Annotated in this window: 15 protein-coding genes and 1 pseudogene; 6 read left to right on the top strand and 10 right to left on the bottom strand. The window is 57.4% G+C overall.

The features are described 5' to 3' along the window. Nucleotides 1–292: 292 nt before the first annotated feature. From tsaD to thiL, 5 genes and pseudogenes are all read right to left on the bottom strand, one after another. Entirely contained in the window at nt 293–1324 is a 1032-nt protein-coding gene (tsaD, locus tag COHPA_RS0118505) for a tRNA (adenosine(37)-N6)-threonylcarbamoyltransferase complex transferase subunit TsaD (RefSeq protein WP_027087638.1), read from the bottom strand. Then, nucleotides 1321–1833, bottom strand: coding sequence for a ribosomal protein S18-alanine N-acetyltransferase (gene rimI / locus COHPA_RS0118500; RefSeq protein WP_027087637.1), 513 nt, complete (start codon nt 1831–1833; stop codon nt 1321–1323). The genes tsaD and rimI overlap by 4 nt, the downstream gene beginning before the upstream one ends. A gap of 4 nt (nt 1834–1837) precedes the next feature. Continuing rightward, nucleotides 1838–2614: a tRNA (adenosine(37)-N6)-threonylcarbamoyltransferase complex dimerization subunit type 1 TsaB gene (gene tsaB / locus COHPA_RS0118495; protein ID WP_027087636.1), complete on the bottom strand. Its 777-nt coding sequence runs from the start codon at nt 2612–2614 to the stop codon at nt 1838–1840. Further along, nucleotides 2607–3125, bottom strand: coding sequence for a tRNA (adenosine(37)-N6)-threonylcarbamoyltransferase complex ATPase subunit type 1 TsaE (tsaE, locus tag COHPA_RS0118490; RefSeq protein ID WP_027087635.1), 519 nt, complete (start codon nt 3123–3125; stop codon nt 2607–2609). Before tsaE ends, tsaB begins: the two co-directional genes overlap by 8 nt. Before the next feature lie 81 nt (nt 3126–3206). Next, nucleotides 3207–4163 (bottom strand): annotated as a pseudogene (thiL, locus tag COHPA_RS0118485) (thiamine-phosphate kinase); the annotation flags it as partial. Nucleotides 4164–4421: 258 nt separating this feature from the next. On the opposite strand from thiL, the gene COHPA_RS0118480 reads away from it, so the two are divergent. Beyond that, nucleotides 4422–5105 (top strand): CAP domain-containing protein, encoded by a 684-nt coding sequence (locus tag COHPA_RS0118480; RefSeq protein WP_027087633.1) that lies wholly within the window; start codon nt 4422–4424, stop codon nt 5103–5105. Between the two features lie 318 nt (nt 5106–5423). Here COHPA_RS0118480 and COHPA_RS0118475 read toward each other — a convergent pair whose 3' ends face one another. The 3 genes from COHPA_RS0118475 to COHPA_RS25685 form a co-directional block, all read right to left on the bottom strand. Beyond that, on the bottom strand, nt 5424–5990 hold the full coding sequence (locus COHPA_RS0118475) for an FAD-dependent oxidoreductase (RefSeq protein WP_027087632.1): 567 nt from the start codon (nt 5988–5990) through the stop codon (nt 5424–5426). 104 nt (nt 5991–6094) lie between these two features. After that, complete coding sequence (locus COHPA_RS0118470) at nt 6095–6283, bottom strand: H-type small acid-soluble spore protein (protein ID WP_027087631.1); 189 nt, start codon at nt 6281–6283, stop codon at nt 6095–6097. Continuing rightward, nucleotides 6280–6453, bottom strand: coding sequence for a hypothetical protein (locus COHPA_RS25685; protein WP_156926699.1), 174 nt, complete (start codon nt 6451–6453; stop codon nt 6280–6282). Before COHPA_RS25685 ends, COHPA_RS0118470 begins: the two co-directional genes overlap by 4 nt. Nucleotides 6454–6571: 118 nt before the next feature. Between COHPA_RS25685 and ku the strand changes: the two genes are divergently transcribed. Genes ku through ligD form a run of 3 tightly spaced genes read left to right on the top strand, consistent with a single transcriptional unit; the run spans nt 6572 to nt 9372 of the window. Beyond that, a complete protein-coding gene (ku, locus tag COHPA_RS0118460; RefSeq protein ID WP_027087630.1) occupies nt 6572–7525 on the top strand; it encodes a non-homologous end joining protein Ku in 954 nt (317 codons plus the stop codon). Beyond that, the gene (locus COHPA_RS0118455; protein WP_027087629.1) at nt 7525–8457 is read left to right on the top strand and encodes an ATP-dependent DNA ligase; all 933 of its coding nucleotides are present in this window, start codon (nt 7525–7527) and stop codon (nt 8455–8457) included. Before ku ends, COHPA_RS0118455 begins: the two co-directional genes overlap by 1 nt. A 24-nt stretch (nt 8458–8481) precedes the next feature. After that, nucleotides 8482–9372, top strand: a complete 891-nt coding sequence (ligD, locus tag COHPA_RS0118450) for a non-homologous end-joining DNA ligase (RefSeq protein WP_027087628.1) — start codon at nt 8482–8484, stop codon at nt 9370–9372. Nucleotides 9373–9374: 2 nt separating this feature from the next. Here ligD and cls read toward each other — a convergent pair whose 3' ends face one another. Both cls and rfbA read right to left on the bottom strand, forming a co-directional pair. After that, entirely contained in the window at nt 9375–10808 is a 1434-nt protein-coding gene (cls, locus tag COHPA_RS0118445; RefSeq protein WP_027087627.1) for a cardiolipin synthase, read from the bottom strand. 657 nt (nt 10809–11465) lie between these two features. After that, on the bottom strand, nt 11466–12374 hold the full coding sequence (gene rfbA, locus COHPA_RS0118440) for a glucose-1-phosphate thymidylyltransferase RfbA (RefSeq protein ID WP_027087626.1): 909 nt from the start codon (nt 12372–12374) through the stop codon (nt 11466–11468). Between the two features lie 225 nt (nt 12375–12599). Between rfbA and COHPA_RS0118435 the strand changes: the two genes are divergently transcribed. Further along, on the top strand, nt 12600–13712 hold the full coding sequence (locus COHPA_RS0118435; protein WP_027087625.1) for a nucleotidyltransferase family protein: 1113 nt from the start codon (nt 12600–12602) through the stop codon (nt 13710–13712). Between the two features lie 3 nt (nt 13713–13715). Further along, nucleotides 13716–15506 (top strand): ABC transporter ATP-binding protein, encoded by a 1791-nt coding sequence (locus COHPA_RS0118430; RefSeq protein WP_027087624.1) that lies wholly within the window; start codon nt 13716–13718, stop codon nt 15504–15506. The last annotated feature ends 27 nt before the right edge of the window (nt 15507–15533 follow it).

Here is a 15533-nt window from a genome sequence, read left to right as displayed (position 1 = left end):
TGTCACCTCGTGTGCTTATTTCGCCGAAACCCCGCACTGCTGGCAATTTAGTGTCACCTCGTGTGCTTATTTCGCCGAAACCCCGCATCGCGAGCAATTTAGTGTCACCTCGTGTGCTTATTTCGCCGAAACCCCGCACCGCGAGCAATTTAGTGTCACCTCGTGTGCTTATTTCGCCGAAACCCCGCACTGCGAGCAATTTAGTGACACCACATGTGCTTATTTCCTCACAGCCTCTCCCCTGAGGGAAGGGGATATCGTTGTAAAGAGAAAAAGACCGATGCATCGCGCATCAGTCCTTAACCGACCATTCCTCCAGCGAGAATACGGGCTCCGCCTTCAAATCGAGGGTGGAAAACTCTCCGCGTCGCCACTTAAGATCCGCAGCGGCGGCGATCATGGCGGCATTGTCCGTGCACAAGGAGTGCGGCGGGATCAGCAGCGGCAGACCCGCTTCCGCGCACAGCCCGGCGAGCCGCTCGCGCAGCCCGCGATTCGCCGCGACTCCGCCACATAGCAGCACTTGCTGCGCGCCGTAAGCACTCGCCGCCTTCATCGCCTTCGTCGTCACGACGTCGATGACGGACTGCTGGAACCCCCGCGCGAGCGCGGAGAAATCCGGCGACTCGCCCTTCATCCGAGAGCGGTTAATCTCCGCGAGCACCGCGGATTTCAAGCCGCTGAAGCTGAAATCGTAAGAATCCGGCTCCAACCAGGAGCGCGGCAGCACGATCTCCTCCGACGCCGATTGCGCCAGCTTGTCCACGTAAGGGCCGCCCGGATACGGGAATTGCAGCGCCCGTGCGACTTTGTCGTACGCTTCGCCGACCGCGTCGTCCCGCGTGCGCCCGAGAATGCGGAACTTTCCTTCCGACTCCAGCAGCACGATTTCCGTATGCCCGCCCGACACGACGAGCGCCAACGAAGGATATACGATATCTCCGACGAGATGGTTAGCGTAAATATGTCCGGCGATATGATGCGTCCCGATGAGCGGTACGTCCAGCGCCATCGCCAAGCTTTTGCCCGCAACGACGCCTACCAACAAGGCCCCGACAAGACCCGGACCTTGCGTAACGGCAACCGTGTCGATATCGGACAAGCCGATGCCCGCGACGGAAATCGCCTCTTCGATGATGATCGTCATGCTCTCCACGTGCTTCCGGGATGCGATCTCGGGAACGACGCCGCCGAATTGCCGATGCGTGTCGATCTGGCTGGAGACGACGTTGGACAACACTTCGCGTCCGTTGCGGACGACCGCCACCGACGTCTCGTCGCAACTGGTCTCTATTGCAAGGATGTAATAGTCGTTCAAGCTCATCCGTCTTCCCCTTCCGCGGTGAATGCCGTCTCCTCGTTCGCGCCTTCCGGAGCGAGCTCGGCCCACATGATCAGGGCGTCCTCCATGTTATCCGAATAATAATTCGGACGAATGCCCGAAGCAACGAAACCCATGCGCTCATACAGCGATTTGGCAATCTCGTTCGTTACCCGTACTTCGAGCGTCATACGAACCGCGCCGAGCCATTGAGCCGTTCGCATGAGCTCCTGCAAGAGTCTCTTGCCCAGCCCTTGGCCGCGATACGTCTCACGAACCGCAATGTTCGTGACATGCGCCTCGTCGACGATCATCCACATGCCGCCGTAACCGAGGATGCTGCCGTCCCGTTCCATGACCATGTATTTGGCGAACAAATTGTTCATCAGTTCGTTGCGGAACGCTTCCTCCGACCACGGCGCGGTGAACGACTCCCTCTCGATCCGGGCGATCGTGCCGACGTCGCTTAGCGTCATGCTGCGAAATACGAGTTCCCCGCCAACTTCCCGCATCGTGTCACTCTCCCCGCGACGCGGACAGTAGCTTCGCTTCCGCTTCCGCCAATTGCGTGTAATTCGGCACGAACGCATGAACGTCGTCCCGATGTCCGCTCCGATATCGGCGTTCCGCCAGCAGCCCGAGCGCTCCCGCGTCCAAATCGCATGCCAACGTCCGAAAACCGGCGAACGACGCCTGCGCTTCGGCAATGACCGCCTCATGGGCCGCCACATCCCCGACGAGCCACACCTCGACCTGCTCCGCACCGATCTCCGCATGCTCCTTCAGACGAACGGTCCAGTCCGCGATCAATCGGATGCCGTCCTCGTTCGCCCGATGCCATTCCGCGTCTTTACCTGCCACATAACGTGCCGTGTACACTTGACCTCGGCGCGCATCCATAAGCGGGACGATCCACGCTTCCGGCCGAACTGCCTCGCCCGAATCCGTCTTTAGCCTAGCGCTGTATGCAAGCGCCTCTAGGCTGGATACCCCGATGAGCGGTTTGCCCCACGCCCATGCCAGCGTCTTCGCCGCCGTAACTCCGATACGCACGCCCGTATAAGAGCCCGGTCCTTGTCCGATTGCGATTCCGTCCAGCTCTTCGCCCCGGATTCCGTTGCGCGACAGTATCTCTTTGATCTCCGACACGACGCGTACCGAATGGTTGCGCTCCGTGAACGTCGTAAACGATTCGAGTACTTGCCCGTCTCGAACGATCGCCACGGACATCGATGCGGTCGAGGAATCGAGCGCCAGCAGCGTCACCGTCGTCGGTTGCCTTACATCAGTCATTCGCTTGCTCCTCCTCGGCTTTCAGTAACGCGATCGCTTCGCACCATTTCTCGTAACGCTCGCCGATCGGCGTGCACCGTATCGTCCGGGAAGTCGGTCCTGTCGATCTCAGCTCGATATGCAGCCGCTCTTCGGGCAAGATCGGTTCGATGATCGACGCCCATTCGACAAGCGATACGCCCCTGCCGTGAAAATACTCGTCCAATCCGAGCTCGTCCGCTTCCGCCAGCGACAGCCGATAGACGTCCATATGGTATAAAGGCAGCTTGTCGCCTTCGTATTCTTTAATAATCGTAAAAGTAGGGCTGTTGACGATACCCGGCACTCCCAGCGCGGCCGCCAAAGCTTGCGCGAACCGCGTCTTGCCCGCGCCAAGGTCGCCGTCGACCGCGAGCACGGTACCCGGAACGGCTAACGCGGCCAACGCGTCCGCGAACTCGACCGTGTCCGCTTCCGAAGAAGCTTCAAGGACATACCGCTTCGTATGCTCTCTTCTCTCGTTCAGCTGCATATGTCCGATTTATCCTTTCGCAAAATGATTATACCCGCGCTTAAGCAACGGTTTGCGTTTCCCGTTCGACATTTCCAGCTCGACGCCGGAAGCTCCTTCTTCCACGAAGCCGATCACGAAGAAAGGAAGCCGTTCTTCGCGGAACTTGCGTCTTAACTCGGCCTCATGCTCGAGATCCGCCGTTCCCAGCAGCACGTAATCCTCGCCGCCGTATAGAATCCAATCCAGCGCCGAACATCCGCATCGTCCCGCATACCCTGCAAGCTCGCCGGAAATCGGCAGTTCCGTCTCCCGAAGCACGAGTCTCGCGCCCGACGCGTCGGCGATCTCCCACGCTTCGCTGGCCAGCCCGTCGCTTACGTCATTCAGCGACGAAGCGAAGCCCTGCAGCAACCGGCCGGCCTTCACCGACGGCTGCGGCCTTCGGTGCGCATCGGTCAGCCGCTTCGGCGGCACGGGCACGCGCGCGGAACCCTTCGCCGCGTCTCCCTGGGCGAGCATGCCGTGCAAGCCGCCTGCCGACAGTCCGGTCGGGCCGGTCAGGAACACGAACTGACCCGGCCGCGCCCCGCTTCGGCGGATCGCCGTGCCGGTTTCCACGCACCCGATTAACGTAACGGCCACCACCAAATGCCCGGGCGAGGATGTCGTATCCCCGCCGACGACGGCGATTCCGTACTGATCCGCGCAAGCGTAAAGCCCTTCGTACAACCGTTCCATGCGTCCCGCATCCCAACCCGGAGGTACGCTTACGGATATGAGCGCATGCTTAGGCACGCCGCCCATCGCCGCGATATCGCTAACGTTGGCAGCTAACGCTTTGTAACCGATATCCGCGTCCTCCATCGTGTCCGGCTTGAAATGAATCTGTTCCACCATCGTATCGACCGCGAGCAGCCAGTCCGTACCGGTATCGGCAGCCACGACGGCCGCATCGTCTCCAATGCCGACCGTAACGCCTGCCGAAGCGAGGAAAGGCTCGGCCTGGCGCCCTTCCGTCCAAGCGCGGATGAGCCCGAACTCGTCAAATGGCGGCACGGCGGAGTCCCCTTTGCGACGTGATTTTGTCCTTAATTATAAAGGGGCGGGATAGAACATGCAAAAAGTGGTTCATTCCCGCGCGAAACAACCTCTAAAGATTAAGAAATATTTATTAACCGTCACAAACGCACTGCCTCTGCGGCATTCCGCGGCACGAATCTAGCAATGGTAATTATTATGGGATGCCTCCTCTAGCGAAGAGCTGATAGACTGTGGTCATTCCAAGCCTTTGGCGACTATGAGGAGGAAACATACATGAATAAGCAACCAAACAAAGGTTTGAAGAGAACACTGGTGCTGGGCGCGATGGCATTAACGCTTTCCTTGCCGATTGGGGCGGCCGGGGCATTGGCTGCGACTTCGAATACCGCGCCTGTTACGCAGAAAGTAACCGTGAATTACGGCTTCGACCTGAACGCGTTCCTTAAGCAGTACTTCCCGGGGTACTATTACAATAAGCCGACTACGACTACGACTAAACCGACGACGACCGCGAAACCGACCACGACGACAACAACGAAACCGGTAACGACTACGCCGGCTTCTTCCAGCCAAGGTACGGTCGCGACGTCCGAATACGCGACGCAAGTCGTCTCGCTCGTGAACCAAGAGCGCGCGAAAGCCGGGCTTCCTGCTCTTAAAGTAACCAACCCCGCGCTGAAGCTCGTCGCGTTGGACAAAGCCAAGGATATGTACAACAACAATTACTTCAGCCACACTTCTCCGACGTACGGATCTCCGTTCGATATGATGAAGCAATACGGCGTCACGTACCGCGCTGCAGGCGAGAATATCGCCAAAGGCCAGCGTTCGCCGCAAGAGGTCATGAACGCCTGGATGAATAGCGCAGGCCACCGCGCGAACATCCTGAACGCCGGCTTCACGACGATCGGCGTCGCGTACTACAACGGCGTATGGGTGCAAGAATTTATCGGCTAACGGGATCATATGCGTGTCCGAAAGCTGTCGCGAAATGCGGCAGCTTTTCGTTTACGGTTTAACTGTACCAAATACCGTACCTGAATCGTATTCATTCCCGTTAAAGTAAATGAGATGCACGGAGTACATTCCATATTGCTAAAAATAGCATGTTGACGGAAGAATGGAGCGAATAGATGTAAGTGGTGCAATTAGAACTACTATAGTGCAGCCCTGAAACCCATCAACGGTACTCGATACAGTTACTCCGTCCCCCATTCCAAGAACGCAAATACAGCGGATATCCGTGTAGGATACCCGCTGCATACCGACTTTAGCTTATGCCTTCAACACATCGTGGTCCACGTAACGCTCGCCGTTCAGCTCGCTGATGACGTTGAACGCGACTTTCCCGCCGTCTCCGGCCGTAATGATCGTGTGCATGCTGACGCCCGCGGCGGTACCCGCCACCCAGACGTTGTCCATGCTCGTCTTCCCTTCCGGCGTGCATTCGAGAATCGTCTTGATGCGCGGCTCCGTGCCCGGCTTCGTGCGAATGCCGCTCGCTTCCGCGACGTCGACGAACAATCCGGTCGCGATGACGACGTGCTTCGCTTCGTACGTATCGCCGCCTTCGGTCTCGACCTTCACGACGCCGCCTTCGGAGCTCACCTTGGTCGCTTTCGCGGACACGAACTGGGCGCCGTGCTTGATCGCCTGTTGCTTGCCGATCTCGACGAGATCCGGTCCGGAGAGCTCCGGCGCACCGTAGTGATTCGCTATCCACGCGCGTTTCGTTACGCTCATGTCGTTGTCGATGACAAGCGTCGATTTGCCTGCTTTAGCGGTAAAGATGGCGGCGCTAGCGCCCGCCGGTCCTCCGCCGATAATGATGATATCCGACATCGTTGGCTCACTCCTCATTTTAAGCGGATTAAATGACTGTTTAAATTTTAGCACAATTTAATTCCGCTTACCAAAAGTAAGCCCTCGTATCGATACCCGTAGCCTCAGTGCGGTTTCTCTTGGAGCCGATCGACGTTCACGGTTTGCGTGTTCACCGGATTCGCGCCGACTTGAACGGTGGCTACGCCGTTCGCGACGTCGACGTTCTCGATCCATACGGACTGCTCCCCGTCCAACTGGACGGCGATCGCGTCGCTCGATTCGTATATTTCCCGCGCTCTCTCGGCCTTCATGGCTCGTCCCTCTCGATCCAATCGGTCGTCGATTCGGTAATCAGGCCGTTATGAAGCGTCACGTTGCCGCCGCCGAGCCCTTCGTTGATCATCCGGTCGATGTCCATATCGTATACGTCTTTACCCTCGTTGATCGAATCTCCCTGCGAATCCTCCGTCGGCATGGCCATCGTGCTCCAACTCCTTTAGGTTCTGTCTATAGTCAGATCGATACCAATATTCCCTAAGCGGTTGATTTTCATTCAAAACGGGCACCCTGTTACTAATACAATGGGAGGAGTTGTCGCCATGCATACCGTCTGGAAGGGCGCGATCAGCTTCGGACTGGTTCACGTCCCCGTCAAAATGTTCACCGCAACGGAGGACAAGGACGTCCACCTGAGAATGATTCATAAAGAATGCGGAACGCCGATCTCGAACGTCCGCACTTGTCAGCATTGCGATAAGGAAGTCGTGTGGGAAGACATCACGAAAGGCTACGAATACGAGAAAGGCAGCTTCGTCTTGTTCGACGATCAAGAGCTGGAGGCGATCAAGCCGGAGACGACCCGAACGATTCAAATTCTGGACTTCGTCGATCTAACCGACATCGATCCGATCTACTTTCAGAAGCCCTATTACTTATCGCCCGATCAAGCCGGAGCCGGCGCGTATAGCCTGTTGCTCGAAGCGATGCGGCAATCGGGCAAGATCGGCATCGCTAAAGTCGCGATTCGTTCGAAGAGCAGCCTCGCGGCCATTCGCGCCGTCGACAACTGCATCTGCATGGAGACGATGCATTATCCCGACGAAATCCGCGCGCTCGCGCAAGTGCCGAACTTGCCGGCAGAGCCGAAAGTGAACGAGAAAGAGCTTACGATGGCGAAAATGCTCATCGAGCAGCTCTCCGCACCGTTCGAGCCCGATAAGTACACCGACGATTACCGCGTTGGCCTCATGGATGCCATCCAGCGCAAAATCGCCGGCGAAGGCACCGATATCGTCACCGCCCCGGCTGCCGAACGGACGAACGTCATCGACCTTATGGCGGCGCTGCAAGCGAGCCTCGAAGCTTCCAAAGCGGGCAACGCAACCCCTGACACCGCGGCAACGACGCCGGACGCCGACCCGGCAGCGAAGACGTCCGCGAGCAACCGCACCCGCGGAGGCGGCACGCGCGTAGCGAAAGCCGCCGGCGCAGAAGCCGCGGCCGCGCCTAAACCGCGCGCTCCCCGCACGCGCAAGAAAGAGCCCACGCCGTAATGCAGCTCCAGCCTGTCCTGCCCTTCGAGCCGATCACCGGCGAGCGGTTGCCCGAGGGCGATCGGTGGATCGCGCAACTGAAGTGGGACGGCGTGCGCATGCTCTCCTACTACGACGGCGCGCGGACGCGCCTCGTCAATCGCAAGCTTCACGAGCGCACGGCCCGTTATCCCGAGCTGGCTGACGCGTCCGCCTATTGCTCCGCCGATTCCGTCATCCTCGACGGCGAGATCGTCGCCTTCGCGGAAGGCAAGCCCTCGTTCCAGCAAGTGATGCGAAGGGACAGCACGAGCAGCGGAAAGCTCGCCGGACTGCCCGCGGTGACGTATATGGTGTTCGACATTCTGTACGTGAACGGCCGTCCGGTCGCGGGCGAGCCGCTCTCGGAGCGGCAACGGCTGCTTACGCGCTACGTTCGGCCGAACGACAACGTGCAGCTCGTGACGAACTTTCCCGATATCGCCGGATTGCTCTCCGTCACCCGCGAGCATCGGCTCGAAGGGATCGTCGCCAAAGACTTGGACAGCGTCTACGCGATCGGCGGCAAGGATAAGCGCTGGCAGAAGTTCAAGCATTACCGCGATCTGATCGCGGTAGTCGGCGGCGTAACTTTCCGCGGGACGATCGTGAATTCGCTGTTGCTCGGCTTGTATGACGAAGCCGGGAGATTAACGTACATCGGCAACGCGGGCACGGGAAAGTGGACGCAGCAGCAGTGGAGAGCGATCACCGATCGGATGAAGGCGGAAGCGAGCGAGCAATGCCCGTTCGCTGTCGCGCCGTCGCGAAGCAAGGAGATAGTGTGGGTGGAGCCGAGGACGACGGTAAAGGTAGAATACTTGGAATGGACGTCGCACCGAACGCTCCGCCATCCGGTCATCCAGGCGCAGACCGAGACGGACCCGGCAACTTGCACGTTCGGACAAGCTTAATGGCGAGGGGGTACGGCATAGAGCATGGCGACAGCGCAACGTACGAGGATTAAGCTAGGGGATTTCGAGCTTTCGTTGTCTCACCCGGACAAGCTGATCTGGCCCGAAGCGGGGCTGACGAAGCTCGGATACGTGGAAAGGCTGGCCAGTCTCGGCCCTTTCCTTCTTCCCTACACGAAGAACCGCTACTTAACGACGATCCGTTACCCCGAGGGCATATACGGAACTTCCTTCTATCAGAAAAACTGCCCGGAGCCGACCCCGGAGTTCGTGCATACCGCGAGAGACGGCAACATCCGCTACGTCGTGCTCGATTCGATTCCCGCCCTGCTGTGGATGGGAAGCCTGTATAGCCTCGAATTCCACGTGTCGTCGGACGAGATCGACACCCCGTTGCCGAACGCTTGGATGCTGGACATCGATCCGTCGCTGGACGTCGAGCCGCGCTTGATGGAAGCGACCGCCTATGTCGGCGACCTGCTCGCCTCGCTCGGTTTGTCCGCCGTCCCGAAGACGTCCGGGGCGACGGGCGTACAGATCGTCATGCCGATCGAACGTGGTCCGACCTTCGACGACCTTCGACGGTTCGGGAAGTTCGTATCCGAATATTTGGTCGCCAAGCATCCGAAGCTGTTCACCGTCGAACGGATGAAGAAAGACCGGGGAGACCTTATCTATCTCGATTACATCCAGCACTTCGCCGGCCGCACGCTTCCCGCCGCTTACTCCCCGCGCGCCCGCCCCGGAGCGACGGTATCGACCCCGCTCTCTTGGGACGAAGTCCGCCGGGACGCGAAGCCGACCGATTTTCATTTGCTCAACGTCGTGGAACGGCTTCACGCCCAGGGAGATTTGCTGGCGGCCGCACCCCGGCAAAGCCTCGGACCGATCCTGTCCGGCCTGCCGACGAAATAGGTTTACAACAACGGCGACAGAATGCGAGCCATCGCTTCTTTCGCCTTTTGCTTGCGCGGACGCTTCATGAACGCGCGCAGATCGATCTCGGACGCCCCCGTCAGATCGAGCAGGAAATCCTGCTCCAGTCTCTTGATCGCATCCGGGCCGAACAGATGCGCATTCACTTCGAAGTTGCTGTAATAGCTGCGCAGGTCCATGTTCGCCGAACCGACGACGCCGACCATCTCGTCCACGATCATCGTCTTGGCGTGAATGAAGCCTTTGCGGTATTGCCATACGCGCACGCCGTGCTGCAGCATCGTCTCCACGTAGGAAAGCGTGGCCAGATGAACAAGCCAAGTATCCGGAACGTAAGGAACGATGATACGCACGTCAAGCCCGTTCATCGCCGCGTCGCGAAGCGCCATCGCCACGGCCATGCTCGGAATGAAGTACGGCGTCGTGATCCATATGCGATGCCTGGCTGCCGTCATGATCGCGTAGACGGAATCGTGAATCGCTTCTCCGTGCCGGCTCGGACCCGAGTGCACGATCTGGACCGGCTCCTCCGCCACGCACGCATGCTCGGGCAGGAAGCCGGGATGATCGGGATTTTCCCGCGTCGCGATCTCCCAATCTTTCAGGAAAATTTCCTGCAGGCGATAGACCGAATCTCCCTCCAGCCGCATGTGCGTATCCCGCCAATAGCCGAGACGCGGGTGCCTGCCGACATACTCCTCGCCGATGTTGATGCCCCCGATGAACCCGATCAGCCCGTCCACGACCAGGATTTTCCGATGATTCCGGTAGTTCATTCGCCTTTTCAGAAAAGAAGGCCGCAAAGGGAAGAAGCAAGCGCAACGCACGCCGCCTTCCCGCAAAGTCCGAATGTAACCGTCGTTCAGCTTAATGCATCCGATGCCGTCATAGAGCAGGCGCACCGTGACGCCTTCGCAAGCTTTGGCCAGAAGCGCCTGCTGGAACAGCCGCCCGATATCGTCGTCGCGCAGAATATAGGTGGCCAGATGGACATGGTGCTTGGCGTCTCGGATCGCCGCCAGCATCGCCTCGTACGTATCGTGTCCGTTGTTGTAGATGTCGGCCCTGTTGCGGCCCGTAATCGGCAGCTGGCCGTTCTTCACGAGCGCTCTGAACAGACGCTGCCGGAACGTGAACACCGGATCGGGCAGCGCCGTCGGATATTTCAGTACCGCGCTGCGCGAGAGCAGCAGCTCTCTCCTGCGCCAGTCGAGGCTTCCTCTCTTCTTCGTCTTCCTTCTCCTTCGGTATTCGGTTGCAAGGAAGTAGTACAGAATAAATCCGACGAGGGGGAAAAGGAACAGAATGAACAGCCACGCCGTAGCGTTCGAGGGCCTGCGGAACTCAAGCAATAGAATCGTGGCGGCTTGGAAGATGAAGATGAGCAGCGCGATAAGCAAACCCCAGACGATCATGCGGTTGTCCTCTCTAACGGTTGATAAGCGTTAGGCTTATTTTATCATTTTTGCCCACTCCCCGAGTTTAGAATCCTTGTGCATGAAAAAACCGATCCTACTCGGATCGGTCGGGCGTGCTCGTCTCAACCGCCAAAGTGCCGTCACCAATCCTTTCCCGCGACTCTCCCGGCGCGCGATCGGCGTGCGTCAGAGCGCAGCAGGATGGACGGCCCACCCTACTTCCGTCGCAGCATCGGGGGGTCGCACGCTTTGTCCCCTACTTCGGGGGGTCGCACGCTTTGTCCTCCTACTTCCGTCGCAGCATCGGGGGGTCGCACGCTTTGTCCCCAACTGACTGCACACCTGCAATTCTGCATTTAATACTACCCGAGATCGCTCGTCTTACCTTTCATCCTGCAAAGGTGCAGGTATTAGTCCTGCAAACCTTCAATGGAGTCACGCGGCTAGCTATCACCTGCACATTTGCATTTATTGATTTAACACCCTACCGGTTCTATGAAATAGATGTACGATCGCAGGTTCTATCGGTTGGCGGAGAGAGTGGGATTCGCTCCGTCGCCGTGCGGCCGTATTCACGGTCACTCTCTGATAGGTTGAAAAAGAAGCAGTCGGGACTCATCCCGCCTGCTTCTTGCGTTACAGCCTTGCGCCTATTCACTTGATGCCGCCTGGAACGGATAGCGGCAGCTTTTTCATTTGATAATTCGCGATCGTCGCCAAGTATTTCCCGTATTCGTTCTTCATCATCGGTTCCGCCAAATTGAGCAATTGCTCCCTCGAGATATATCCCCTTTGATAGGCGATCTCCTCCAGACAAGCGATCTTCAGGCTTTGCCTTTTCTCGATCGTCTCGATAAACTGCGAAGCCTCCAACAAGGACTCGTGCGTCCCGGAATCCAGCCAGGAGAAGCCTCTGCCCAATATTTCCACGTGCAGGTCCCCGGAATCCAGATAGGCTTTGTTTACGTCCGTAATCTCGAGCTCGCCGCGAGCGGAAGGTTTAATGCCCTTCGCGATTTCGACGATGCGGTTATCGTAGAAGTACAAGCCCGTCACTGCATAGTTGGTCTTAGGAATCGCGGGTTTCTCTTCAATAGAAACCACTTTCCCGCCGTCGTCGAAATCGACTACCCCGAACCGGCCCGGATCGTTCACGAAATAGCCGAATATCGTTGCGCCGTGCGGTCTCTGCACCGCTCGGTCCAGCATCTGTTGAAGCCCGTTGCCGTAAAACAAATTGTCTCCCAGAATGAGCGCCACATTGTCGTTGCCGATGAACGATTCGGCGATCGTGAACGCCTGCGCGACCCCGTCTGGGGAAGGCTGAACGGCATAGGTGAACGATACGCCCAAATCCGCTCCGTCTCCGAGCAAGCTTCTGAATCTCGGCGTGTCTTCCGGCGTGGAGATAATCATAATGTCGCGAATTCCCGCCAGCATCAAGACGGACAGCGGGTAGTAGATCATCGGTTTATCGTACACCGGCAACAATTGTTTCGATACCGCTCTCGTTAAAGGATATAACCGCGTTCCGCTTCCTCCGGCCAATAAAATCCCTTTCATAGGAACCTCTCCTTCGAATCTTAATCTTCATTTTAAAAGCGACGATATGTATCTAATGAACTTAATTTATGATACAAATAGTATCATGTCAAGGGTTTTGTTTTCACTTTTCGATGGGCGGCTATGTAAAATAAAAATATACAAAATGTGTCAGATAACGCTTGACATGATACAAATTGTATCTTAAAGTGTGTGTAGAAAGTTCTTGTTAGGAGTTGGGAAGCCGTGCTCGTTCGTTTTCTGCAAGCCCTTTACGATCCTCAAATAGACTTAGGGTATTCGGAGAAAGATTATGCCGGGTTGATGACGGTAATCGAGCGGTCCGCGATTGGAGCTCAGGTTTACGCGCTTCTCAAGTCCGGCGGGCGGCTTTCGCAAATCCCTCCGCCGGTCCGGGATCGGCTTACGCGGAACTATCAAGCGCTATATATTCAGAATTTACTCATTAAGCGGGAGACGGAGCATCTGCTTCGCGAATTCGACAGTAACGGCATAGCCGTCATTCCGCTCAAGGGAACGTTGATGGCGGAACGGTTCTTCGGTCACTTCGCGGCCCGCGGCACTTCGGATATCGATCTTCTGATCAAGCCCGAACAAATACAAGAAGCGATCGCCTGTACGGTGAAGATGGGATACTCGACGGCGCATCAGCATGACCCGACCCACTATCACCTGGAATGGAGCAAACCGCTGGAGGGCGCATCGGAGACTTTAACCGTCGAGCTGCATTGGGGCTTGGCATCCGGCGGTTCCTCCCGAATGAAGATGGATTCCGCATGGGAAACCTCCGAACGGCTTCCCGGCCACGAGAACGTTCGGATGCTGGGAACGACCTATACGTTCTATTCCTTATGTCTTCACGGCGCCAGCCATCAGATGGATTCGCTGAAGCATGCGCTGGATATCTATCAACTCCTGCGATGCCATCGCGAACGAATCGATATGGACGAGGTCTGGCGGCAGGCGCTTGCGGATGGCACGCGCAATCGGGTCAGGGCGGCGTTATCCGTCGTATACGGCTTGTTTCCCGAACTGCACGAGGAGATGAAGCTGACTTTCCGGCCGACAATCCGATTCTGGACCCGGGATCACGTACTGAATCCCGATCATCGCGCGCCTCCTCGCTTCCATTCCATCAAGAAGACGCTATTCATTATGGCCGCGATGGATAATTGGCGCTTCCGTCTAGGCTATATCGTTCGCTTGATATTCCCTTCGCGGGAACTCGCCCGCTATAGCGTGGACGTCGGCGGACCTCGAAGCTCGCTTGCTCTTGTCTACTACCGTCTATATAAACAGCGTCTCCGCAAATTATTCGGCGGCATGCAAGGGAGCTAGCCTATGCGCGTCATCGTCAGCATTGCAAGAAACTCGGCGGCGATCGGATTCCGGCTCCGCAAGTTCCTGGGCTTCGACGAAATGAAACAGCCGTTCGTTCGGCTGCTGCCCTACGTGATCCAATATCGCGGCATCTATTCGGCGTTAGCCGCGCTGCTCTTGTTCGATATCGGACTGACTCTGTTCTTTACATGGTTCATGAGCCAGGCGGCGGATGCCGCGATCGCGGGAGAGGCCGGGCGAATCGCTTGGCTGATGGTACTAGGCGCTTGCATCGTCTTCTTAAGCTTCATCGCGGAATTCTACGAGGCGATATTGCAATCCGAGACCGTGAACCGAATCAAGAGAGACTTAAAGACGACGTTGTTCGGACATATGCTTCGATTGCCGACCCGTTTCTTCTCGGCGCACCACTCCGGAGAGCTCGTGTCCCGGCTCACGTTGGACATTAACGGGGTCGAAGGCGCGCTGGGATCGAATCTGCTGAACTTGGTCCGAATGCCGCTGCTCGCCGCCGCCGCTTTCGCCTACTTGGTCGTCATTCACTGGCAGTTCGCTCTGGTCTGCATGCTGATCGGGCCCGCTGCGCTCCTGATAGGCGGCATATACGGCAAATTGGTGCGGGATAACGGCAAGCTCCTTCAAGCGCAATTCGGCAAAATTAACGCGTATCTCCACGACGTATTTTCCGGCTTCACCGTGATGCGGGTATTCGCCATGGAGCGGAGGCTTGCCGCGAAATATGAAGCATTCGCCAACGATGTACTGACGTTGGAGCGCAAGGAAGCAAGGCTCATGGGCTGGTTGCAAGCCGGTTCGAGCACGTTGTCGTTGGCTTCCTTCTTTATCAGCCTCGGACTCGGAGCCTACTTGGTCGCCATCGGTCAAATCTCCATCGGATCGTTGTTCGCTTTCGTAACGCTCATGCAATATATCGTCTATCCTTTCTCCGGCATTGCCAGGCAATGGGGCGGACTTCAACGTTCGCTCGCGTCGGTGGAGCGGATTTGGAACGTCTTGGACACGAAGCCGGACAGGACGAATATGCCCGCGTACCTCCCGTCCGCTTCTTTAACGGAGGGTATCCGCATCGAGCAACTATCCTTCTCTTATGAAGGCGGCCAAAAGGCGATTAACGGCATCGACCTGTTCATTCCCGCGGGAAAGACGGTTGCGCTCGTCGGACCGAACGGCTCCGGGAAGAGTACCTTGTTCCAGCTTCTGACGGGCTTGCAGCATCCGTCGGAGGGAAGCATCCAGTTCGACGGACATCGCCTTGGTTTCACCGATCCGGATGTATGGCGAAGCTATATTTCCTACGTTCCGCAGGAGCCGTATCTGTTCGCCGGGACGATTCGCGACAATATCGCGGGAGGACGTCCCGACGCGACCGACGAGGAAATCGAGCAAGCTGCCCGTGACGCCAACGCTCACCCGTTCATCATGGCGTTACCGGATCGTTACGACACGCCAATCGGCGAACGCGGAGGCGATCTATCGGGCGGCCAAAGACAACGCATCACGATCGCCCGCGCGATCCTGAAGAACGCTCCGATTCTATTGCTCGACGAAGCGACGTCTTCCTTGGATGCGGAATCGGAGTCGGCGGTCCAAGAGGCCTTGACCCGTCTCATGAAGAATCGGACCGTCATCATGATTACTCATCGTCTGTCCGCCATTAGCGACGTCGATCGGATTATCGTCATGAGTCAAGGCAAGATCGCGGAGCAAGACACGCACGACGAACTGCTTCGTCAGAACGGCTTATACGCCAGACTCTATGAAAGGAGGTGAATATACATATGAAAAAAGCTTATGCCG

Source organism: Cohnella panacarvi Gsoil 349, from assembly GCF_000515335.1.
Classification (GTDB): Bacteria; Bacillota; Bacilli; order Paenibacillales; family Paenibacillaceae; genus Cohnella; species Cohnella panacarvi.
Note: the sequence above shows the minus strand (reverse complement) of the source record. Positions and strands in the feature narration are given on the sequence as shown.